The 22,703-nt window shown below is 69.3% G+C and carries 17 protein-coding genes and 1 pseudogene; 5 read left to right on the forward strand and 13 right to left on the reverse strand.

Annotation, left to right across the window (positions count from 1 at the left end; genetic code table 11):
* Window positions 1-708 (reverse strand): glycosyltransferase family 2 protein, encoded by a 708-nt coding sequence (locus tag ACGFH9_RS22150; protein ID WP_355240514.1) that lies wholly within the window; start codon window positions 706-708, stop codon window positions 1-3.
* A 124-nt stretch (window positions 709-832) separates the two neighbouring features.
* On the opposite strand from ACGFH9_RS22150, the gene ACGFH9_RS22155 reads away from it, so the two are divergent.
* Entirely contained in the window at window positions 833-3,085 is a 2,253-nt protein-coding gene (locus ACGFH9_RS22155; protein ID WP_393222277.1) for a hypothetical protein, read from the forward strand.
* Window positions 3,086-3,131: 46 nt separating this feature from the next.
* Here the strand turns inward: ACGFH9_RS22155 and ACGFH9_RS22160 are convergent, their stop codons facing one another.
* From ACGFH9_RS22160 to ACGFH9_RS22180, 5 genes are all read right to left on the reverse strand, one after another.
* Window positions 3,132-3,725 (reverse strand): hypothetical protein, encoded by a 594-nt coding sequence (locus ACGFH9_RS22160; protein WP_393222280.1) that lies wholly within the window; start codon window positions 3,723-3,725, stop codon window positions 3,132-3,134.
* Between the two features lie 56 nt (window positions 3,726-3,781).
* Window positions 3,782-5,248: a histidine kinase dimerization/phospho-acceptor domain-containing protein gene (locus tag ACGFH9_RS22165; RefSeq protein WP_393222282.1), complete on the reverse strand. Its 1,467-nt coding sequence runs from the start codon at window positions 5,246-5,248 to the stop codon at window positions 3,782-3,784.
* Window positions 5,241-5,933 carry a response regulator transcription factor gene (locus ACGFH9_RS22170; RefSeq protein WP_393222285.1) on the reverse strand — a complete coding sequence of 231 codons (693 nt, stop codon included), beginning with the start codon at window positions 5,931-5,933 and terminating at the stop codon, window positions 5,241-5,243. The genes ACGFH9_RS22165 and ACGFH9_RS22170 overlap by 8 nt, the downstream gene beginning before the upstream one ends.
* 74 nt (window positions 5,934-6,007) lie before the next feature.
* Complete coding sequence (locus ACGFH9_RS22175; RefSeq protein WP_393222288.1) at window positions 6,008-6,520, reverse strand: hypothetical protein; 513 nt, start codon at window positions 6,518-6,520, stop codon at window positions 6,008-6,010.
* Window positions 6,521-6,632: 112 nt separating this feature from the next.
* Entirely contained in the window at window positions 6,633-7,640 is a 1,008-nt protein-coding gene (locus ACGFH9_RS22180; RefSeq protein WP_393222291.1) for an aminoglycoside phosphotransferase family protein, read from the reverse strand.
* A gap of 423 nt (window positions 7,641-8,063) precedes the next feature.
* Here ACGFH9_RS22180 and ACGFH9_RS22185 point away from each other — a divergent pair, with 423 nt between their 5' ends.
* The gene (locus ACGFH9_RS22185) at window positions 8,064-14,162 is read left to right on the forward strand and encodes a hypothetical protein (RefSeq protein ID WP_393222294.1); all 6,099 of its coding nucleotides are present in this window, start codon (window positions 8,064-8,066) and stop codon (window positions 14,160-14,162) included.
* Window positions 14,163-14,322: 160 nt separating this feature from the next.
* Here ACGFH9_RS22185 and ACGFH9_RS22190 read toward each other — a convergent pair whose 3' ends face one another.
* Window positions 14,323-15,495 (reverse strand): thiolase family protein, encoded by a 1,173-nt coding sequence (locus ACGFH9_RS22190; protein WP_393222296.1) that lies wholly within the window; start codon window positions 15,493-15,495, stop codon window positions 14,323-14,325.
* An 80-nt stretch (window positions 15,496-15,575) separates the two neighbouring features.
* On the opposite strand from ACGFH9_RS22190, the gene ACGFH9_RS22195 reads away from it, so the two are divergent.
* Window positions 15,576-16,004, forward strand: coding sequence for a PH domain-containing protein (locus ACGFH9_RS22195; RefSeq protein ID WP_393222299.1), 429 nt, complete (start codon window positions 15,576-15,578; stop codon window positions 16,002-16,004).
* On the opposite strand, the gene ACGFH9_RS22200 is transcribed toward ACGFH9_RS22195, so the two are convergent.
* The gene (locus tag ACGFH9_RS22200) at window positions 15,997-16,905 is read right to left on the reverse strand and encodes a rhomboid family intramembrane serine protease (protein ID WP_393222302.1); all 909 of its coding nucleotides are present in this window, start codon (window positions 16,903-16,905) and stop codon (window positions 15,997-15,999) included. The genes ACGFH9_RS22195 and ACGFH9_RS22200 overlap by 8 nt on opposite strands.
* Window positions 16,906-17,005: 100 nt before the next feature.
* Complete coding sequence (locus ACGFH9_RS22205; RefSeq protein ID WP_355240484.1) at window positions 17,006-17,536, reverse strand: peptidylprolyl isomerase; 531 nt, start codon at window positions 17,534-17,536, stop codon at window positions 17,006-17,008.
* Window positions 17,537-17,620: 84 nt separating this feature from the next.
* On the opposite strand from ACGFH9_RS22205, the gene ACGFH9_RS22210 reads away from it, so the two are divergent.
* Window positions 17,621-18,397 carry a hypothetical protein gene (locus tag ACGFH9_RS22210; RefSeq protein WP_393222304.1) on the forward strand — a complete coding sequence of 259 codons (777 nt, stop codon included), beginning with the start codon at window positions 17,621-17,623 and terminating at the stop codon, window positions 18,395-18,397.
* 126 nt (window positions 18,398-18,523) lie between these two features.
* Here ACGFH9_RS22210 and corA read toward each other — a convergent pair whose 3' ends face one another.
* From corA to ACGFH9_RS22230, 4 genes and pseudogenes are all read right to left on the reverse strand, one after another.
* Window positions 18,524-19,672: a magnesium/cobalt transporter CorA gene (gene corA, locus ACGFH9_RS22215; protein ID WP_393222307.1), complete on the reverse strand. Its 1,149-nt coding sequence runs from the start codon at window positions 19,670-19,672 to the stop codon at window positions 18,524-18,526.
* A gap of 307 nt (window positions 19,673-19,979) precedes the next feature.
* Window positions 19,980-21,074: a PLP-dependent aminotransferase family protein gene (locus ACGFH9_RS22220; RefSeq protein ID WP_393222310.1), complete on the reverse strand. Its 1,095-nt coding sequence runs from the start codon at window positions 21,072-21,074 to the stop codon at window positions 19,980-19,982.
* 106 nt (window positions 21,075-21,180) lie between these two features.
* Window positions 21,181-21,537 carry an ester cyclase gene (locus tag ACGFH9_RS22225; protein ID WP_393222313.1) on the reverse strand — a complete coding sequence of 119 codons (357 nt, stop codon included), beginning with the start codon at window positions 21,535-21,537 and terminating at the stop codon, window positions 21,181-21,183.
* 35 nt (window positions 21,538-21,572) lie between these two features.
* Window positions 21,573-21,764 (reverse strand): annotated as a pseudogene (locus tag ACGFH9_RS22230) (cyclic nucleotide-binding/CBS domain-containing protein); the annotation flags it as partial.
* A 164-nt stretch (window positions 21,765-21,928) separates the two neighbouring features.
* On the opposite strand from ACGFH9_RS22230, the gene ACGFH9_RS22235 reads away from it, so the two are divergent.
* Window positions 21,929-22,696 (forward strand): hypothetical protein, encoded by a 768-nt coding sequence (locus tag ACGFH9_RS22235; protein ID WP_393222316.1) that lies wholly within the window; start codon window positions 21,929-21,931, stop codon window positions 22,694-22,696.
* The last annotated feature ends 7 nt before the right edge of the window (window positions 22,697-22,703 follow it).

The following is a 22,703-nucleotide window of genomic DNA, read 5'->3' on the forward strand; positions in this document are numbered from 1 at the left end:
TCAGCGCGCGGACGACACCGCGGGACGACGGCGGGCGCGCTCGCGACCGAGGATCCAGATCGCCTCGACGCCGTCCTTCCAGGTGATCTTCTTGCCCTCTTCGCGGCCACGGGCCCGGTAGCTGATCGGCACCTCGTACGGGCGGATGCGGCGACGCAGCAGCTTGCCGGTCACCTCGGCCTCCATGCCGAAGCCGCGCGAGCGCACCTCCAGCGACCGGTAGAGCTCCACCGGCATCAGCTTGAAGCAGGTCTCCAGGTCGCCGATGTACGAGTTGAAGAGGACGTTCGCCGCCATCGTGACGCCCTTGTTGCCCATCACGTACCAGAAGCTGTAGGCGCTGTGGCTGCCGAAGGTGCGATTGCCGTAGACCACCGTGGCCCGCCCGTCGAGCACCGGGGCGAGCAGCTTGGGGATGTCCTGCGGGTCGTACTCCAGGTCGGCGTCGAGAATGACCATGTACTCACCCTCGGCGCTGTCGACAGCCGTCTTGATGGCCGCGCCCTTGCCCGCGTTGCGCTGGTGGGTGATGACCCGCAGGCGCGCGTCGTCGGCGCGACCGAGGACCTCACCGGTACCGTCGCGGCTGCCGTCGTCGACCACGACCAGCTCGATCTCGCAGGGGTAGTCCACCGCCAATGCCTGCTTGAGGGCATCCGCGATGCGTTCTTCCTCGTTGTAGACCGGCATGAGGATCGAGAGCTTCACGGGAATCTCCACGGTGGCGACAACACGTCGGGCATAGCCTAGCCTGGCTGGTCAGCCCGACGGTGGCCGCCACCGTCGGACAGTCGGCGTGGCGGTCTCAGCCCGATGGTGTTTACTTCCCGCCATGTCGGCTGCCGGCTCCCTGCTCGTGGTGCTCCCCGCCACCTCGGTGCTCCTGCTCACGGTCGCGTCGAAGCCGCGCGGGGTCGATGCGGTGACGCCGACACGGCTCGCCGCGGTGCGTGCCGCGCTGGTCACCGGGGCGTACGCGGTGCTCGTCGTCGAGGTGCTCGGCGCGCTGCACGCGCTGACCAGGCCGGCGTTCGTCGCCGCCTGGCTGCTCTTCCTCCTTGCCTCCGCGACGGCGGTGGGTCTGCGCTGGCGGCGGGACACCCCGGTCGCCCACCTGGCCGCCGTGCCGCCGCGGCCGGTGCCGGTCGGCGCGGCGGTGACCGTCGGCGTCGGCCCGGGCACGCCCACCCCGGCCGCCGACGACGGCCTGGTGGTCGGGCGCGACGCCGCACCGGCCCAGACCGAGGGAGTACGCGCCAGACTGCTCGCCCGGGCAACCGAGAGCTGGCGTACGGCGGGTCGGGGCGAGCGGCTGCTCGCGGGCGGCATCGGCGCTCTGGTGTTGCTGGAACTGCTGATCGCACTGCTGGCCGAGCCGAACAACTTCGACTCGCAGACGTACCACCTGCCGAAGGTCGAGCACTGGGTGGCCCAGGGCGACCTCGACTTCTGGCCCACGGCCATCCACCGGCAGGTGACGATCCCGCCCGGCGCGGAGTACCTGCTGCTGCACCTGCGCCTGCTCACCGGCTCCGACGCGCTGCACAACCTGGTGCAGTGGGCCGCCGGGGTGCTCTGCCTACTGGTGGCCGCGCGGATCACCGCGCAGCTCGGCGGCGGCCGACGGGCCCAGTTGATCACCGCGTTCGTGCTGGCCAGCACCCCGATGGTCGCGCTACAGGCCACCAGCACCCAGACCGACCTGGTCTGCGCGGCGTGGGTGGCGTGTGCGGCGACCCTCGCGCTGGACGGGCTGCGCCGACGGACCGGCTGGGGAACCGTGCTCGGTCTGGGCGCGGCCACCGGACTGACCGCGGTGACCAAGACCAGTGGCCTGATCGCGGTGGGCCCGCTGCTGGTGCTGTGGGCTCTGGCGCAGCTCCGGCTGGCCCTGGCCGACCGGGCATCGGCCACCGAGGCGGCCGGCCGGGAAGCAGCCGTCAAATCAGCAGCCGTCGGGTCTGCGGCCGGTCGGGTGGGGGCGGTTCGCGGGGTGTTCCGGGTCGTCGGTGGCTCGGTGCTGGTCCTGGCGGTCGCGGCGCTCGTCGTCGGCCCGTTCCTGGCCCGGGTGACGGCCGAGTTCGGGCACCCGTTGGGCCCACCCCGGCTGCGTGAGTCGATTCCCATGGAACGGCACGATCCGGCGTCGATCCTGGTCAACGCGCTGCGGATCGGGCACACGGCCTTCGACACCCCGGTCGCGCCGCTGCGGGTCGCCGGCGCGGACGCGATCATCGGCGGCGCGGAGGCGATCGGCGTCGACCCCCAGGACCGGGCGATCACCTTCGGCCAGGAGGTGTTCCCGGTGCCCGCCTGGTATCCGGACGAGGATCGGGTCGCGTTCCCGATCGCCGGATCGCTGGCGCTGCTCGGCGCGCTCGTCGCCCTCGTCCGCCCGCGCCGGATCGATCCGGCGCAGGTCGGGCCGCTGCGGGCGTACGCCGTGGTGGTGCTGGCCGCCGTGCTGCTGCACACCTCGATGATCAAGTGGCAGCCGTGGGGCAATCGGCTGATCCTCTACGCCCTGGTGCTCGCCGTTCCGCTCGCCGGCCGGTGGTTGGACGCGCTCCTGCGTCGCCCCGCCGACCGGGCGACGAATCCGGCCGAGGCGGGTCGGGGGCGGCGGTCGGTTGCCGCCGTGGCGACAGTCGTCGTGCTGGCCACCTCGGCGTTGGCCGGAGTGCTCGCGCTGTCGTACGGCTTCCCGCGCCGGCTCGTCGGCTCGGGCTCGGTCTTCACCACCTCGGACTGGGACACCCGGTTCCTGCGCCGTCCGGAGTGGGCCGACGAGTTCCGCTGGGCCGCCGCGGCGGTGCGGGACAGCGGTGCCCGCCGGATCGGGTTGGTGGAGCGCAACGACGACTGGGAGTACCCGTGGTGGCTGCTGCTGCGCCAGCCGGACGGCAGCTCGCCGGATCTGGTGTCGTTGCAGTCGGTCCTGCCGGAACGGCCGCCGGCCGACCCGGCCTCGGTGGACGCCATCGTCTGCACCGGCAGCCAGCCGGCCTGCGCCAAGCTGGTGCCGGCCGGGTGGCGGTTGGAGTTCCGCGACTACGTCGGCTACGCCCTACCCCCGGGCCGCTGAGACGACGACATGGAAGGGCCCCGCCGTACGTGCGGGGCCCTGCTGCTCACTTGGTGCGCGGGATGAGGACGAGCCGGGCGACGCCCTTGTCACCGTCCTTGGCGCCGGCGACGCCGACCTTCGTGCCGACCTTGACCTCGCTGGGCTGCACCGTCGACCGCTTCTCGACGACGCGCAGGTCCTCACCGAAGGTCCACGTCATCGTGAAGCCGTCCGTGGACTTGACGGTCATCGAGTCACCGTCGACGACGGTCACCTCGCCACGCTGCACGACCACGGTCTGCGTACCGTTGTCCTTGGTCTGCACCACCGCCTCACCGTGCAGGGTGTTCCTGCGCAGCAGCACGCGGGCCTGGTGGCGCTTGCGCATCTCCTCGCCGCGCTTCTGCTTCCCCTTCTCGGCGGCCGTGGGGGAGGGCCCGGGCGTCGCCGGGGCGGCGACGGTCTGCACGTCCAGGTCGGCGGGGTCGAAGCCCATCGCGGTCAGTGCCTGACCTTCCACGCCCATCGCGGCGGCGACCTCGACGGCCGCGTCCCGCGCGGGCTGGCTGGCCACCTCGGCCGCGCCGCACCCGCTGACGCCGAGCGCCACCGCCGCGAACAGCGCCGTGGTGCCGGTGACGAATCCCCAACGTGGCATGACTCTCCCTCTCGTTCGTGGAGTCCCCAGCCTTTCCCGCGAGCACGAGCGGACCGTCAGGCCGATGTTCGGGTCCGGTAAGGATCACCGGGCAGTTGGACCGTGAAGGCGGCACCGCCTTCGGGGGCGTGGCCGGCGACGATCTCCCCGCCGAGCCGGCGCACCAGCCCGGCGGCCAGCGCCAACCCCAGCCCGCTGCCCACCTTGCGCACCCCCCGGTACCGCTCGTGCAGCGCCCCCCGCTCGAACGCCACCGCAAGGTCGTCGTCGGTGAAGCCGGGCCCGCCGTCGCGGACCTCCAACACACCGCCGGCCGCCGGGTCCGCACCGACCGGCCGGACCGCGAGCACCACCGGCGCCCCCGGGGGTACGACCCGCAGCGCGTTCTCCAGCAGCCCGTCCAGCACCTGCCGAATCCGACCCGGATCGGTGTACGCGGACACCGGCCGACCCGGCGTCTCCAGGTGGAACGGCACACCCACGGCGGCGCACCGCCCGGACCAGGTCGGCTCGGCGTCGGCGGCCAACCCGGTCAGGTCGACGGGTACCGGTTCCAACGGGAAGTCGGCGGCCTCCAGCCGGGCCAGCGCCAGCAGGTCACCGATCAGCCGGTCGAGGTGCTGGGCCTCGGCCAGCATCGTCCGGCCGGTGTCGGCGCTGCCGTCCGCCTCGATGACCCCGTCGGCGAGCGCCTCGGCGTACCCCCGGATGGCGGTCAGCGGCGTCCGCAGCTCGTGCGACACGGACAGCAGGAACTCGCGCTGTCGGCCCTCGCTGGTGGTCAGCGCGGCGGCCAGGCCGTTCAGTGCCTCGGCCAGGTCGGCGACCTCGTCCGGCGGCTCGACCGGCACCCGTACGGCACGGTCCCCGGCGCGCAGCCGGGCGGCGGCGGTGGCCGCGACGCGGATGGGTCGGGCTAGTCGGCGGGCCAGCAGGAGGCCGGCCACCACCCCGGCGGCCAGCCCGGCCAGCAGCGGCAGCCACAGGCTGAGCAGCACCTGCGCCCACAGACCGTTCGACGTGGCGCGGGACAGCACCACCCCGTTGCCGCCGGGCAGCGCGCGGCCCTCCACCAGGGCGCGGTGGCCGTTGACCGCCCGGCGAGCCGACACGTTGCGCCCCTGCCCGATCCGCTGCACCACGCGTGGCGGCAGACCCTGCCGGTCGACGGTCCCGCGGCGGATCAGGTACGCGTCGATGTCCTGGTCACGGAGTTGCTGGATGAGCCGCTCCTCGTCGGCGGTGCGCCCCCGGTCCAGCCGGGTGCGCAGCACCTCGGCGGCGAGTCGCGCCTGGGCGGCGAGGGCCTCCTGATCACGTCGCTCCGCGCCACGGATCGCCAACGGCACGGCGACGATCGCCGTGACGAGCACCGACACCAGTGCCACCGCGCAGGTGACCAGCACCGCACGGGCGGTCAGTGTCCGGCCGAACCGGCGGCGTCGGGGTGTGGCCGGAGGTCGTGCGCCGATCACCGGCAGTGCCATCGTCGGCGACTCGGCGCGTACCTGTTGCTCAGGCATCGACCGCGTACCCGACGCCACGGTGGGTGCGGATGACGCTGGCCGAGCCGAGCTTCGCGCGTACCTGTGCGACGTGCACGTCGACGGTCCGGGTGCCGGCGTGCGCGGCGTACCCCCAGACTCCCGCCAGCAGCTCCTCGCGGGTGAAGACCCGCCCCGGCCGGGCCATGAGATGCGCCAGCAGGTCGAACTCGGTCGAGGTGAGCTGCACCGGTACGCCCCCGGCGGTGACCGTCCGGCGGGCCGGGTCGAGGGTCACCGGGCCGACGACGCGGGGGCGTTCCGCGCCCTCCGGGCCACCGGCGGAGCGGCGCAGGACGGCGCGCACCCGGGCGACCAGCTCGCGCGGGCTGAACGGCTTCGTCACGTAGTCGTCGGCGCCCAACTCCAGCCCGACGATCCGGTCGACCTCGTCGTCACGGGCGGTGAGGAAGATGACAGGCGTCCAGTCGCCGGCCTCGCGCAGCCGTCGGCAGACCTCCGTGCCGGGCAGGCCGGGCAGGGCGATGTCCAGGACGCAGGCCACCGGGCGCAGTCGGCGGGCGGCGCTCAGGCCGGCCGCACCGTCGCGTTCCAGGTGGACGCCGAACCCGTCGCGGCCCAGGTAGAGCCGTACCAGGTCGGCGATGGCCGGCTCGTCCTCGACAACGAGGACGAGCCCACGGTGCGGCGGTTCCACGGTCACCGGCCCATGATTGCCGACCCGCTGGCCCGGCGCGATCGGTGCGTGTTCGAGTTCGGTAAAGGCCGGTTCCGGCGTCAGCGTGCGACGGCGGGGCGGAACACGTTGGGCCGTACGGCGGCGGGCGCGTCGCCGATGGTGGCCAGGACCCGTTCGCGGGGCGCCCGCAGGCGGGTCCGGAAGGCATGGTTGAGCAGCGCGTCGAGCTGCCACACCTGCTTCGGGTGGGTGGTGCGGATGAGGAACCGCTCGCGGATGCCGTCGATCGCGGTCGCGGCCAGCTCGACCGAGTGCAGCCGGGGGTCGGGGCTCCAGGTGACGTTGCTCAGCTCGCGCAGCTCGGTGTTGAGGTGCAGGCGCAGCCGGTGCAGCAGCCGGGTCTGCTGGGTCACCACCAGCCGGCGGTGGGTGAGCAGCAGCAGGTAGTCGCCGGTGACCGGACGGTCGGGACGGCTGCAACGGGTGACCAGGATGGTGGCGTCGCCGGAGCCGACGCAGCGGCGGAACACCGGCATGTGCCGGCTGACGGTCTGCACGGCCAGGCCGGCCTCGGTGGCGGCCGGGAGGAACGTTCGGGAGAAGACGTCCATGACCTGCCCAACGACGTCCCCGGCGGGGTGACGTGGGTCACGGAGGATTTTTGGAAGTTCCACGCCATCCCGTCGCACTGCCTGTCCGATTTCCGACCGGGACGGATGCCGGTCAGCTTTCCGGCCGAAGCGGGGTGGCAGCGAACAGCTCAGCCAGCCACCCGGGCACCGCCTCGGCGTACTCCGCGCGGGCCGGATCGGTCGTGTCCAGGGCCCGCCGCCAGGAGAGCGACCGACTCACCGCGCCCAGGTTCATCGCCAGGTCGGCGGCCTCGACGAGGGTTCGACGGTCGTAGCGGTCGGTCCACGCCTCCAGGTAGGCGTCCCGCAGCCGGACCAGGCTGGCGTCGTCGGCCGACAGCGCGGTGGCGTACCGGATGGAGCGCAGGGTCACCAGCAGCGTGCCGAACGGGTGCGCCACCGAGGCGTCTCCCCAGTCGAAGTAGCGGTAACCGGCCCCGCTGGCGAAGACGTTGCCGTCGTGCAGGTCGTCGTGCTGCACGGTGGCCCCGATACCGAAGTCCGCGAGCCGGCGACACCGCCGCGCGTACGCCGGAACCTCCGCCCGCAGCCGCTCGTACGTCTCGACGGCGAGCCCGCCCTCCGCGCCGACGCGCAGCGACCCGGAATCGTCGAGCAGGTCGGCGAACAGCCCGGCCAGCACCTCCGGACGGTGGTCCGGCACGCCCAGGGCGACCAGCTCGTCGACGTGCGGCGCGGTGGCGAGTTGCAGCGCCGCGTACCCGGGCAGGGCCCGCTCCCAGTGCCGCAGGTCGGGATCGCGGCCCAGCACGTCACGCAGCGACTCCCCGCCGTCGGGAAGCAACGACCAACCCCGCTGCCGGTCCACTGCGAGCGGGGTCAGCACCCGCTCGGGCGTCAGCGAGGCCAGCGTCGCGATCAGGACCGCCTCGTGCGCCGTGCCGGAGTTGTTGGCCTTGAACCAGACCGGCCCGTCGTCGGTCGGCACCCGCCAGACCAGCGACCACGGTCGGACCCGCGGCTCGACCGGCCCACCGGCCCGCAGGCCGGCGCTCGCGAGTTGCTCGTCGACCCAGGACCGGGCCCGCCGCTGCCACGCCTGGCTGGACCAGTCGGAGGTGCCGGTGATCGTCGTCACGGTGGGCACCCTAGACGAGTCCTAACGACGCATTGGCAGTAGGAACAAGTCGGGCGTGGACGCGGTCGCGGTACGACACTGTGACTGATCACACTCCGCGATCTGCCAGCCACCGGTCCAGCTCCGCGGACACGTGTCCCCTGTCCGCGACGATCAGCAGGCATAGGCTCTCAGCTATGAGGTCGGGGGCGGAACGGCAGTGAGGTCGGTCGTCACAAACTGGTCCTCGCCATCTTTCGCCCGTCCCCACCAACCGGCGTGTCGGGCCCTACTCCGTCTAGGCTTCGACGTGGTCCACCGCACGATCTTCAATTGCCCTCACACACGATCGTGGCCGGTGCGTGCCCATCCTCATGTACACGCCATGCCCGTCGCGAGACCAGAGCGATGTTCGAGCATGGGGCCACGTGAAGGGGTTTGTCGATGCCGGCAGTCGAAGGCACGCAGTGTCCCGAGTTCCTCACGACGCACGTGCGTTCCGGTGTGTTCCTGAGCCCGGAACCGAGATCAGTGCCACCGGGGGTGCTGCTCGCCCAGCCGGTGCCGGGCCAGCACCTGGTTCACATTGCGCCGCACGCCGCACCCGAGGTGGCCGCGACCGCACTGTTGGCGCAGCCGCCGGACGTGATCAAGCGGGCAGTTCACGCCCCGTCCGCGTCGGTGCTCGCCGAGCTGGACCTCCCCAAGGCGATCGACCTCGCCAACTCGCTGCACCTACCGGTCCGTGTTCCAGGCGACGCCCTGGCCCGCACGGACAACAAAGCGGTCTGGCTGTTCGACGCCGAGGCACGCCGTACCAACGCCCCGGACCCCGCCGGCTACGTCCTGGTGATGCCGGAGCTTCACCTCATTGCCCTACACGCCTCCGACGTCAACACGTCCGAAGCCGACCTGGCGCTGGCTCTCGGCACGGGTCACCACAGCTACACCGGCCCCGAGATTGCGAGTGACTTCGCCACCACGATCACGTTCGACGGTAGGCGGCCGGAGACGGCTTCGGCGGTCGAGGTTTTGGTTTATCACCTGAGTCATCCGCTCATCGTCGTCGCGGAGTCGACAAAGGTCTACGTCGGGGCAAAGGGGCGGCTGTACCGAACCGAAGCGCTGGCCCGGCAGTCCGGGGTGCCACAGCCGCAGAGCGAATACATCATGGCTCCCGAGGTCGTCGCCGGCGTTCAAACTCAGTTGAGAGGCGACCGCGACTGGAGTTCAGGGGCAGTAGAAGCAGCATTGCACCGAATGGAGACCGCGCTCGCCGCCCAGCAATCCGAAGCGGGAGCACCGAGTCCGCATCTGAGTCTGACGGACCTTTTCCCTCGAGATGAGGGATTCGTAGTTTACGGGTTCGGCCCGATCAGCCGGATCAGTCGGCAACCCACCGACAATGAACGCGGCACCCGGTCTTATGCCCACATACAAATAGAGCCTGACAGACTCCACCTTTTCCTCCAGAGCGCGAATAGCCACATCTGGCCAGGATCGTCGAAGCGACATCTTTCCGACGGTTTGACTCTCGGCGGAAAGCTCGCCGTTCGATATTTCGCATGGCGCGAGTTCGTCGACAAAAAACTCCCCCCCGGGCAGCAGGGGAGGTCCTCGGCATGGCATGAACGCGCGACGCGGTTGTTGTCACTGTCGAGGAAGGAAGAAAATGAGATTTTCATAAGTCTTCAGAACGGCGGAACCCCACGATTGCTGTCCGGCTATGCCGCTCTACTCTACTCCAACGCAGCAGGTCTCATGCACGCTATCGCCGCTGGCGGGCTGGCCAAAGACCATATCGCGGTAGCAGCGATCGTAGCGATGCCCCAACTTCTCGCCCATCTGCCAAATGACGTTCGCCGCTATCTGGTGGACGACTACACATTCATCGTGGAGACCTTCACAGGCTCGGCGCAGCAAGCTATTGAGGAAATGAACCCCAAGGCCGAACACGTCGACCGCCTTCGCAGCATCCTGCAAGCCCGAGATGTGCCCGTCAATCTCGCCACCCTCGCCCACCAGCCATACCATCTGGAAGGCGAAACCCCGGAGCAAGAGCAGCACAGCTACACGGTGCTCGACTATCTCAACCAAGGGCTGCGGCCAAGCCCCCGGCCCACCATTACCCAGCAGCGTAGCCTGAACGTCAGCGGCTTCTTCCTGAAAGATGCCACAACGCGTCTGCCGCTCATCGCCCTCGAGGTACGCAGCTACGGCGAACGGGCAATCGGCGCCTCGAAGGCGCTAAGCAATTACGCCCTCCTCAAAGAGATTAAAAATTCCGCTTACCGAAACGAGATCGCCGAGTTGCGGGGAACCCCCGCTGAAGCCAACGGTCGGGCGACCGCGCGAAATGCGTTGAGCAGACTCCTTGAGCAGTCCGAGCAGACACCGACCCTGTGGGCAGCAAACCAGCGCAGCGTCGAGGCAATCGAGGAAGCCGGCGTGCACGTGCTCGGTGCGACTCGGCTCAACGCGCAATGGAGACAGCTCGACGCTCTCGCCAAGAGCCACAACCGCCCGGTAATCGGTATCGCACCGGACAATATCAGCGATGACATATGGACCTTCTCCACGCCAGTCGACCGCTTGGAAGCCCTGCTGGACGGACGGACGCTGCCCGACCGGGCCGTCGTCGTCGTGCTCGGGCACGACGACACCATCGAAGCACTGGTCCATCAAACGGGACGCCCTCTCATCCATGCGCTGACACCGACATTGCAGAGCGGGTTCACCTTCGATCCGGCTACCGGTTGGCACAACGAGGCTGGCTGGACACTCGTCCTCCCAGAATTCTCGGCCACTCTCGACAACGGGGCATCGATGGCACCGCGGAGCAGTTCGGCCATCCCGTTGGGAAACTGGCTCGACAAGAGCACGCTCGCCCAGGCCTTCGCCTACGCCGACTCCCCCCAGATGCTCGGCTGGTTGTGGCATGACTTTCTACACGGACGACGTCGCCCGGGCTGGGAGCGGCAACCGCTGGACCGCCTTTGGTTGTGGGGCAGTGATCCGTTCGGGCTGCGCGACCTGCCACCACAACCGGAGTTCCTCAAGCAGCAGCCCTTTGACGGCGTTCCCACGGAGGGATTGGTCGACCTGTTTCGTCGGCTCGACCTGACCAAAGCATCCGAACCAGTAGATTTGGCCGAGCTGAGCTACGACCAGGAAACGGTGTGGCGAGCCGCCGATGTGTTGTGGATGGGCCCGGAGGCGGTCAAAACGGAACAGCAGGGCTCCATTTTGGCCCAGGCGGAAATGCCGAAAATCGTGCACAGCTTCTGGTACGGGAGCAACCTAAACCGTTGGCGCCGAAATAAGTACGATTTCGTGGAACACATCACTGCGTCGGCCATCGCGGCCACGGCTGACAAATTCATGTTTGTTCTGTGGACGACGACGACCCGTGCAGAATTCCGGTCGCCCACTGCCTCGGTCCGCCGCATGAAGGAATGGGCAGCAGAGTTCGGTATTATTCTGGTCAATGTGCATGAAGTCTTCAACACGACAACCCCGATGCGCTTGATGCCCGAGTTCCAGCTCGCGCTGTCGAAAGGCACGACCACAGGGTACGCCGAAGCCAAGGACATCTCGCTGCCGGAAGTCCTCTACCGATTCGGTGGCATTGGGATCGATGCCGACAATGAGGTTAAAAGCGTGAAGGACCTCTACGGCACCTTCACGCGATACGGATTCGCTCTCGACGTGGAGGCGGCGGCGGGCGGAGGCATGAACACTTCGTCGGTGATGTTCGCGCGGAGCCATCCGGCGGCGCACCGGCTGATCGAAATTTTGGGCAACAACTATCGCAAGGACCTTTTTGGCCTAACCCTACAAAACGAGAGTCTGCACCCCCTCTTATTCGAGCGGCAAGACGTGCACGCTCGTTATTACCTTGACGACCTATCAGACATGCACACCAGGTCGATCATGGAACGGAGCGGCGCTACAAATCATGATGCCCTAATCGACGCCATCGGGCACACTGTCCGCAGTGTACCGCAAATACCCAGTGCGAACGTCGAGTCAAGATTCTCAATGACCTGGTTGCCGGAGCGATCGCCCGAGGTGTACGACCTGAACCTCGAGTTCGTCGGACCATGGCGGACGCCTGTGGTGCTACCCGCCCTGCGCCAGGCCGTGACCTACCTGATTCGAGAGCTGGCGAACCGCAGGGGCAACCTTCATCTGCTGGCTGTTGAACCCTTACTCAAGAAACTCCCGAACCCTGACGCAGCATGGGAAGCAGTCGTTGGCTTCCTCCTCGCTTTGCCCGGCTTCCGGGAACGCATCCGGACCGTAACCTACTCCCGCCTAATCAATTCAAACAACCAGGAACACACGGTTCACCTTCCACGAACTGTGGAGTTGGCACTCAATATCGATTCGACCCACGCGGTCCTGAACCGCACCGCGTTCGCACTGCCCGTTCGTATTCCTCAGCCGTGGGTGACGGTCGACTTCGCCGAGAGACAAATCGACCTGCCCGTGACACCCAGCGAACTGGCGACAGCCGCCGAAGCGATCAAGGACGATCTACGGCGCGGACTCCAGGTCGATGTTTTCGTGGAGGGCGGCGCGAACGGTACGGGTAGCATTTTCGGATTCGGCGGCGCAGGAGCCAGGCAAAACGGGTCCAGCCGGGCTATCGCCGTGAGCCGGCGGCTACAAGACCTTCTAGGCGGGGTGAAGGGCAGCCTTCTGCTGCACCCGCCAATCACTCGGGGTGCCGACTACACGACCATCAGACCGGCAACGGTCACCTCACATCGCCAGGCCGTCGTGAGGTGGATCAGCCGATTGGCGCCAGCAATTGACCCGGTAAAGATCGAGATGACGGTCGAACCGCCCGGCGGCCCTCTTTCAGCACCGATGCTCGCAGCCCTGCGCGATTTGGCGTACCGTGTCGTGGATAGCTCAGCCCACGGCTCGCTGGAGTTGGTGGCTACCGGCAACGACCGACGCGACGTCCGTCGTGTGCTTATTCAACTCATGACTGACGTGATAGCGAACCTCGCCCTTCAGAAGCGTGTCGACGACGTCGTGGTAACGGAGGCCGCCCCCAATCCTGGGCAACCCCTGGCCGACAACACAGTCCTGATCAGCACGCGCCTGCTGGAAATCGAGCCCCTGACTATATCTGATCGGAAACTGGTCGAGAGTGTCAACGACATCTTGCGGAAGAGCAACCTCCCGCAAGCACCGGCCGCCATTGTCAAAGCAAGCAGATCACTCACGTCACTGTCTCTCGGCAGCCTCGCCCAATCGGCCGTATCGACACTCCACGCGAAGGCGATTGCCGATAGGTTCCTGGCGCTGCCCAAGAGCGGCGGTGCCGGATCCCGCGTCGAAACCTCGACCCCGGTGGGCGGGGCCGACCACGCGGTAGCGCCGGCCGCCGTGCAGTCGAGCACCTCGATCACCAAGGCGGCATGGGCACCGAGTTTGTCGCTCAATCTACCCGACGGTGCTATCGGCCAGGTGACGGCGCCCGAGGCACCGACACAACAAGGCGTTGAAGACGGCCCGCTAACCAATGACATGGGGTTGCCGCCGGGCAGTCTCGCGGAGAATGAAGACAAGCGCCTATACTGGACCGGCCCCAAACCGGGGCCGGCGACGGCAGATCAAGTTCGTAGTATCACCGGCAAAGATGGTGACCCGGTCATCTTCCTGGGCGGCGAGCGGGGTAAGCCTGCGTCGGGCGAGGACATAAGCGACCTTCGACGTCTGGTTCAGCTGTTCTCCCTCAACAAACAGCGAATTGTCGTGGTGACCGAGACGCGAGTTGACGCCCCCCTCGCGCGCCTGTCGGAGGAGTTCGGCTTCAGTATCGTGCCTCGCGTCCTGACAGGCCTGGACAGCGGCTGGGAAATACGTCTCAGCAACGGCAGCACCATTGACGAGAAACCAATAGCTGCCCTGACCGAAGAGCTACTCGAGACGGCAATCAGGCACGCAGCGCGGAGTAAGGACAGGACTAGCCCAGCCGTCGCCCTGCTTCTACTCAAGTCGGACCGAGCCGCGAAGATGACTGCCCTAACTAACCTCAGGGCTCAGCTGAGCGCTCCGCAGGCGCTTAGAGAACTGATAGCGATCGTCGACAAAAACGAGGGCGACCGCTATTTCCGTGGTTACATACCGCTGGTGGGCGAACTCGGTGCGCTGCCGAGCACGGCTGAATACGTGTTCGACTATCAGGAGAAGCTGGAAGCTCCGGCCCGAAAGAAATTGTTGCTCGACGGCCAGAGTCGTGGCGTCTCCATCCATCAGCGGGTGCTGCTCATCAGCGAGTCCGGCGACCCGGTAACTGGCGCGAAAATTGTTATGGAAGCGATCCACATCCTGGAGACCGAGGGCCTGGAAAAAGCGGTCGAACATCTAAAGGACCGCCCGACGGTCGCCGAGAAGCAGGAATGGGGCGACGCCCTGGGCGAACTCGCGCGAAACAACGTCGATAAAGCGGAGCAATACTACCGACTCGCTACCGCCATCTTCGACTGCTCACCGGTCACGGGCGGGCCAGCCGGCGGTGCGTGACGCCGTCATGCGCGACAAGGTCGATCAGCTCGAGAAGCTGGCCAACACCGTTTACGAGTGTAAAGAGACGGTGCACTGATCTTCGCGTCGTTCCGATCACTCGTTCGGCGGTTCTCGGCGAGCGCTCCCCGCCCTCGCGGAGCCGCCGTCGCGGTAAGGATCAGACGAGCTCCACGATGGTCGCGTTGGCCATGCCGCCGCCCTCGCACATGGTCTGCAGGCCGTAGCGGAGCCCGTTGTCCCGCATGTGCGCGAGCATCGTCGTCATGATCCGGGCACCGGAGCCGCCGAGCGGGTGCCCGAGGGCGATGGCCCCACCGCGCGGGTTCAGCCGCTCCGGGTCCGCCTCGGTCTCCGCCAACCAGGCCAGCGGGACGGGGGCGAACGCCTCGTTCACCTCGTACACCCCGATCTCCTCGATGCCCAGCCCCGCGCGGCGCAGCGCCTTCGCGGTGGCCGGGATGGGTGCGGTGAGCATGGTGACCGGGTCGTCGGCGGCGACCACTGCGGTGTGGATGCGGGCCAACGGGCGCAGGCCGTGCCGGCTCGCCCAGTCGGACGTGGTCACCGCGAGCGCGGCGGCGCCGTCGGAGATCTGCGACGCGGACCCGGCGGTGACCACACCGTCGGTACGGAACGGGGTGGGCAGCTCGGCGAGCCGGTCCAGCGAGGTGTCCCGGCGGATGCCCTCGTCGGCCGCGAACGTGCCACCGCCGTCGAGGGGCACCGCCGTCAGCTCCGCTTCGAACGCCCCGGCGTCCTGCGCGGCGGCGGCCTTCTCGTGGCTGGCGAGGGCGAACTCGTCGAGCTGCGTACGCGACAAGCGCCAGCGCCGCGCGATCAGCTCGGCTCCGACGCCCTGGTTGAACGGCAGCGGCGCGTCGTCCGCGAAGCCCTCCACCCCCCGGTAGCGGGCCCGGAGCTGGTCGCTGAACGGCATGCCCTCCGCCACGCTGGAACCCATCGGCACCCGGGTCATCGACTCCACCCCGCCGGCGACCACCAGATCGGCCTGGCCGGAGAGCACGGTCGCGGCGGCGAAGTGCAGAGCCTGCTGGCTGGAACCGCACTGCCGGTCCACAGTGGTGCCGGGCACCGTCTCCGGCCAGCCGGCGGCGAGCACGGCGTTGCGGGCGATGTTCCACGACTGCTCGCCGACCTGCGACACACAGCCCCAGAAGACGTCGTCGACCTGCGCCGGGTCCAGGCCGGTGCGCTCGGCGAGGGCGCGCAGCACGTGCGCCGAGAGGTCGACCGGGTGGACGTCGGCGAGACCACCCTTGCGCCGCCCGACCGGGGTGCGTACCGCGCCGACGATGACCGCGTCACTCATGTTTACTCCCCGGTAACTTGGGCTGCCCCGATCCTACGTCGTCGGTGGACCGGCCGTCCGTCCCCCGGCATGCTGGGCGGATGGATGAGATCACCCCCAACCGGACGTGGCGGGTGCCGGCGAGCCTGCCGGCGGCGAAGCTGGCCGGCGCGGTTCTGCTGGTAGCCCTCGGCCTGCTCTTCGCCGACGGCGATCCGGTGCGGCTGGTCGTGGCCGGCGTCGCCGCCGCCGCACTGGCCGCCTGGGCGGTACGGGACCTGGTGGCGCCGGTCCGGTTGGCGGTGGACCCGGTGGGACTCACCGTCATCCACGGCTTCGCCGGCCGGCGGCTGCTGCCCTGGTCGACGGTCGAGGCGATCAACGTGGACCGCCGGCAACGGCTGGGGTTGACCGGCGAGGTCCTGGAGGTCGACGCGGGCGAGTCACTGCACCTGTTCGGCAGGTACGACCTGGGGGCCACCCCGGAAGAGGTGGCCGGGGCGCTGCGGGCCGCCCGCCCGGTCAGTTGAGCAGTTGCGCGGTGCGGAAGACGACCAGGGCGAGCAGGATCAGCAGGATGATCGCGCCACCGGCGACCTGCACCGGCGTGCGTCGCTCCCGTGGCGCGTACGCCAGCACCGCCGCCATCGCCCCGCCGGCCACCAGGCCGCCGAGGTGCCCGGGGATCGAGATGCCCGGCACGGTCAGCGTGAACACCAGGTTGATCACCAGGATGGGGATGACCTGGGAGATGTCCCGACCGAGCTTGCGATGGACGATGATCAGCGCGGCGAACAGGCCGAAGATGGCCGTGGACGCACCTGCCGTGGCCTGGTCGGGTCGGCTGAACAGATAGGCCGCCACGTTTCCACCCAGACCACCGATCAGGTAGAGCGCGCCGAAGCGCAGCGGCCCGAGGTTGGCCTCCAGCCCTCGGCCGAGGATCCACAGCGCCCACATGTTGAGCAGCAGGTGGATCACGCCGTAGTGCAGGAACATCGCGGTGAACAGCCGGTAGTAGTCACCGTCGGCGATGCCGTCCGGGAGGTAACCGGGCGGCGTGAGCCCGTACACCGAACCCCAGGCGGTGAGCGGCGTGCCGTCACCCATCAGCCCGCCGAGGCCCGACCCGCCCACCACCGCGCTCCCGGACCGGGCGGAGGCGATCGAGAGCAGGAAGAGCAGCACGTTCAGGGTGATGAGGCCCTTGGTGACGTAGCCGTGCCGGCCAGCGGCACCGCCACCGAAGGCGGTACGCGCCGGCCGGACACTACGACGTCCCTCGTTGACGCACTCCGGGCACTGGTGCCCGACGGACGCCTCCCGCATGCACTCCGGACAGATCGGCCGGTCGCAGCGGGTGCACCGGATGTAGGTCTCCCGACCGGGGTGCCGGTAGCAGACCGGGGTGGTCGGCGGGGACTCGCTCACCGGGTCGACCCTCCGTCCGCCACCGCGCCACGCACCGACGCCGGCCGGCTCGGTGCTCCGGAGCGCTCAATCATGCGAGCAAAGGTACCTCGCGCTGCCGTCAGGCAGCAGACCGCTCGATCTCGACCCGCTCGATGACGACGTCCTGCAACGGACGGTCGCTCGGGCCGGTCGGGGTGTTCGCGATCGAGTCGACGACCTTCACCGACTCCTCGTCGGCGACCTGGCCGAAGATGGTGTGCCGGTTGTTGAGGTGCGGCGTCGGGGACACCGTGATGAAGAACTGCGAACCGTTGGTGCCCGGTCCGGCGTTCGCCATCGCCAGCAGGTACGGACGGTCGAACCGCAGGTCCGGGTGGAACTCGTCGGCGAACTTGTAGCCCGGCCCGCCCCGGCCGGTGCCGGTCGGGTCGCCCATCTGGACCATGAAACCGCTGATCACACGGTGCGAGATGGTGCCGTCGTAGTACGGCCCGCTGCCCGGCTGACCGGTGCGCGGGTCGGTGTACTCCTGGTTGCCCTCGGCCAGGTCGACGAAGTTGCGGACGGTCTTCGGCGCGTGGTTCGGGAAGAGCTCCAGCCGGATCGGGCCAGCGTTGGTGTGCAGGGTGGCGTAGACAGCCTCGGCCACGGGTACTCCTCACTTGTTGGTCAGTTCCATGCGGATCCTCCCATGTGCCCGATCTGGCATCGCGGAGGCATCCGAAGGTGGAGGATGACGAAGGAACAACTCCCAGGAGGTAGGACCGTGTTTGGAATCAGGCGGCGTAAGTCCCAGGGCCAGCTCGCCAAGGCAGAGCTGAACCAGAGCATCAGCCACCTGATGCAGGCAGCCAACCACGCCGCCAAGGGCGCGGGCGCGACCGTCGGCCCGCGGGTCCAGGTGGCCCGGGGCTACGTCGGGCCGGCCGCGGTGAAGGTGCGCGACCGTGCGTCGACCGGTTGGGGGACGACACTCACCACGCTGGCACCGCTGACCGCGGCGGCCCGTGACGGCGCCGCGCAGGCAGGGCCGCTGACCAGGAAGGCCAAGTCGAAGACCATGCGGATCACCGGTAAGAAGAAGCAGCCTCGCCGTCGTGGCTCGATGATGACCGGCCTGCTGGCCGCGGGCGCCATCGCCGGCCTGGCCGGGGCCGTCGCCCTGCGCCGCCGCCGCGAGCAGCAGGAGTGGGCCGAGTACGACCCGACCCGCACCCTGGAGCCGATGCGCAACGAGGTCGACTCGATCGAGGTGCGCACCCCGGCGGCGACCAAGGGGTCGGACGGGTCCGCCATCTCCGGTATGACCGGCGCGGGCAGCTCGGCGGTGGCCGGCGGCGACAGCGCCAGCACCACCGGCCCGGCCACCGCGACCAAGCAGACCAGCGTTCGCCCGACCGACAAGATCCCGTCGGTCGCCGAGGGCGCCAAGGACGTTTCGGGACGCCCGGCCGACGATCTCACCAAGGCGCTGGGCAAGGACACCGCCCGCACCAACGGCCGCCGCTGACACCGACAGCAACGCACCGAGCGCCGGCAGCGCGGGCCTTCCCCGCGCGCCGGCGCTCTTCGCGTTCCCCTGCGTGTGTCGCCGGCACTTTTTCCGTGCGCTGCCCGTGTCGGCAGTGCGGGCCGGTCAGAGCCAGCCGTTACGGCGGAACCAGCGGTAGAGGGCTAGCGAGACGCCGAGCATGAGGGCCAGTGCCACCGGATAGCCGTACACCATCTTCAGCTCGGGCATGTTCTCGAAGTTCATGCCCTCGACGCCGGCGATCGAGGTCCAGACGGCGGCAATGGCCGCCCACGCGGCGATCTTGCGCATGTCGTTGTTCTGGTCGACGGACACCTGGGCCAGCCGCGCCTGGAGGATCGAGTTCAGCAGATCGTCGTACGAGTTCACCTGCTCGACCGTGCGGCTCAGGTGGTCCTGCACGTCCCGGAAGTACTTGCGGATCTCCTTGGGTACGTCCCGGTTGACCTGCGAGGTCAGGTTCATCAGCGGCCGCTGCAAGGGGATCACCGCCCGCTTGAACTCCACCAGCTCACGCTTCATCTGGTAGATCCGCTGGATGCGCCCGTGACTGTTGCGGTCGAAGACCTCGGCCTCAAGCTGGTCCAGGTCGTCCTCGAGCTGCTCGGCCACCTCGAGGTAGAGGTCGACCACCCGGTCGGTCACCCCGTACGCCACCGCCCACGGGCCCTGGAGCAGCAGCTCCTGCTTGGTCTCCAGGTCCGCCCGGACCGGGGAGAGCCGGCAGGCGTCACCGTGCCGGACACTGATCAGGAAGTTCGGGCCGATGAAGAGCATCACCTGACCGGTCTCGACCACCTCGGAGGTCTCGGTCAGCTCGGTGTGCTCGCAGTAGCGGGCAGTGCGCAGCACCAGGAAACTGACGTCGCCGAAGCGCTCCAGCTTGGGCCGCTGCTCAGCCTTCACGGCATCCTCGACGGCCAGCTCGTGCAGGCCGTACGTCTCCGCGATGGCGGTCATCTCGGCCAGCTCGGGCTGGTGCAGCCCGATCCAGACGAAGCCGTGCTCCTCGCGGCGTGCGGCCTCCAGTGCCTCGGCGTACGTCCAGTCGCCGGGCTGCCGCTTGCCGTCGATGTAGAGCGCACAGTCGACCACCCCGCTGCGCCCGGTGCCGGTGGACGACGGGGTGGGTGGGGAACCGTCGGCGTTGAGCATCCGGGTCACCGCCCGGACCGGGGACGGCCACGCTCGGGGTCGCAGCACCCGAGATGTGTTCAACGGCGCCGTCCGGCCCCGCTCTGCCCGATCCGTCATCGCGACACCTCCCCGCGCTCGCCTGCGGCTTGCAGGCTACGCCGATGGTGGCCACCGGCAGGTGTGACGGCGGTCGCGGGTGCGGCGCCGGGCGGGCCGGGCCGCATCAGGGGGGTGAAGGGACGACACGGCCCACCCGGCGCCCGTGGGGGCGGGGGTTTTGCTGCGCGCGTGACCCGGAGGTGGTCGGGGTGATCCCCGCTACACCTGACGGATGACGCTCGCAGCATTGTGGGGCTGCCGGCCGCCCGCTGGGGAGCCCTGGGACGGCCGGCATCGCCTTTCTGTCGGAAACCCGACAGAAGGATCAGCTTCGGCTGGCCTCGACGGCCTCGGCGAGCCGGCGTACGCCCTCGTCGATCCGGTCGGCCGTCACCGCCGAGAAGGCCAGCCGCAGGGCGTGCCGCCCGCCGTCGACGACGAAGTCGCTGCCCTTGACGACGGCTACGCCGCGCTCGGCCGCCGCCGGGGCGAGCCGGTCCACCAGCACGTCCTCGGGGAATTCCACCCACAGGAAGTAGCCGCCGTCGGGCTCGACGAACCGGGCCTGCGGCAGGTGCCGGCGCAACGACTCGGCGAGCACCTGGGCCCGCTCGCCGAGCGCCGCCCGGACGGTCTCGATCGAGCGGTCGATGTCGCCGGAGACACAGAACTGGTGCACGATCGCCTGCGACACCATGCCGGGCGAGATGTAGAGGCTCGTGGCGTTCTTGGCGATGTCGGCGATCAGATCCGCCGGGCCGACCAGGTAGCCGACGCGTACGCCCGGGCAGACCGTCTTCGTGAAGCTCGACGCGTGCACGACGACGTTGCGGGTGTCCAGCGAGAGCATCGACGGCAGAGCGTCACCCCGGAAGCGGATGTCCGCGTACGGGTCGTCCTCGAAGATCGTGAAGTTGTACTCGGCGGCCAGGTCGAGCAGCTCGCGGCGCTTGTCCAGCGACAGCGTCACGCCGGCCGGGTTCTGGTAGTTCGGGATGACGTGCGCGAGCCGCGGGCGCACGCCCGACTCCAGCAGCTTGCGCAGCTCGGCGGTGTCCAGGCCGTCCGGCTGCACGGTGACGCCGTGCAGTTCGCTGCCCATCCGCTGGAGGTTGAGCAGCGTGCGGTCGTACGTCGGACGCTCGACGACCACCGCGTCGCCGGGGCGGATCAGGTGGTCGAAGAGGAAGGCGTCGGCCTGGAGCGACCCGTTCGTGACCAGCACCTGGTCGGCCGCGACCCCGTGCTTCTCGGCGATCCACTTACGCAGCGGAACGTAGCCGACGGAGGTGCCGTACGCCGTGACCCCCGCGGGATCGGCGTCGAAGGCACGTACGGCGGCGGCCTTGAGCCCTTCGACATCGACGATGTCCAGCGAGGGGGCCCCACGGGCAAAGGAGATCAACTGCTCGGCGGTCATGGATATTGAGCGTACGGGCGGCGGCGGGGGACGCGCCGACGGCACGGCGATGTCCGCATCCTGAGCCACCGGGACGGGTGACGTTCCCCCTCCGGTCGGCGGCAGATCAGACCGGAAGTGCGAGCGAGTCGTGCTGCGCCGCCCGGGAAAGGCCGTCAAACTGCACGCCGAGCGAGTCGAGGAGCACACTCCAGTCGAAGTAGGAGCGCCAGGCGACGATCCTGCCCCGGCGCGCCCGGACCACGTCGGCCACCTCCCAGCTCACCGACCGGCCGGTCGGAGCGACGGTGCCGTACGGCGAGTGCAACGTGCCGGTGTGGGTGCCGCTGAGGCGCAGCTCCACGGCCGCGCCACCGGACGTACGCACCGCGCCCAGCGGGTCGATGCGCAGATCCGGAAAGGCCCCCGTCCAGGTCCGCAGCAGCGCGGGCAGCTCGATCGGTCGGACCGTGGCACCCGGCATGGAGTAGAACGCCTCCGGGGCGTACAGGTCCGGCAGTCGCAGTCGAGACCCGCGCCGATGGCCTTCAACACGTCGCGTTCGGTCATGATGCCGACCCCCTCGGACTCGGGGTCGATCACGACCGCCGACCCGACACCGCGGGCCGACATCATCCGGGCCGCCTGACGGAGCGTGTGCTCCGGACCGACGACGAGGACCTGGCTGGACATTGCTTCCCGTACCTGCATCACGCATCACCCCTTTGGGACCGTGGCATTCGGTACGGACATGGTCGTCCGTGGATGTTTGCAGGACAAGACCGGACATCGTCGGGATGCGGCGGCGCTCGCTACTGTCGAGGCGTGATCACCGAGCCCCTGCGCCGCGCCGGCGCGTTGCGGTCGATCGGTCGGTGAACACCGTCGAGCTTGCGCCGCACCGGACCGCCGGGCTGCTCGCCCCGGCCGTGGACCGGGTCTTCCGCGCCGGCATGCTCGCCGGCCACGACTGGGGTGGCGCCGAGCTGAGCCAGCGGTACGGCGGACCGGCCGCCACGGGTCTCCTGGTCGAGCTGCGGACCCGCCTGGCAGCGCCGGGCGGTGCCGTCGACGAACCCGGATTCGCCGCCATCACGCGCTACCGCGACCCCGTCGTCACTCGCCGCACGGTGGACAAGCAGGTCGCATATGGCACGATCCACCGCCGCCCGGACGGACGACTGTCCGCCACCGAGCGCGGCACCACCTTCCTCGGCGAGCTGTACCAGGTGCACGCCGAGGTCACCGAGGAGCTGTGGGCGGGGCACGACGAACGGGTCGCGCGGCTCGTCGCGGCTCTCGGCCGGCTGCTGACGTACGCCCTGGTGCTCGTCGACGCCGACGACGACCGGGACTGGCCGGCGTTCACCGCGATGGCGCCCCCGCACGAGCCCGACGGCATCCCGCCCGGTGTGTTGCTGCTCAACCGGCTCGGCACGCTGCGCTACCACCGTGCCGATGCGCACGCCGCCGCCTGGACGGCCGCCGGACACACCGGGTCGAGCGTCACCGCCCTGCCCGCCGGCCCCGAGCGGCTCGCCATCGAGCTGGAGACCGACCGTCGGGCCGCCGGCCCGTACGCCGTGCTCTCCGCCGAGGAGCGGTTGACCATGCTGGCCGACCTGGCGGCCCTACCGGGCTGACCGGTTG

It is taken from the genome of Micromonospora sp. NPDC049102 (genome assembly GCF_043197485.1).
Taxonomy (GTDB): Bacteria; Actinomycetota; Actinomycetes; order Mycobacteriales; family Micromonosporaceae; genus Micromonospora.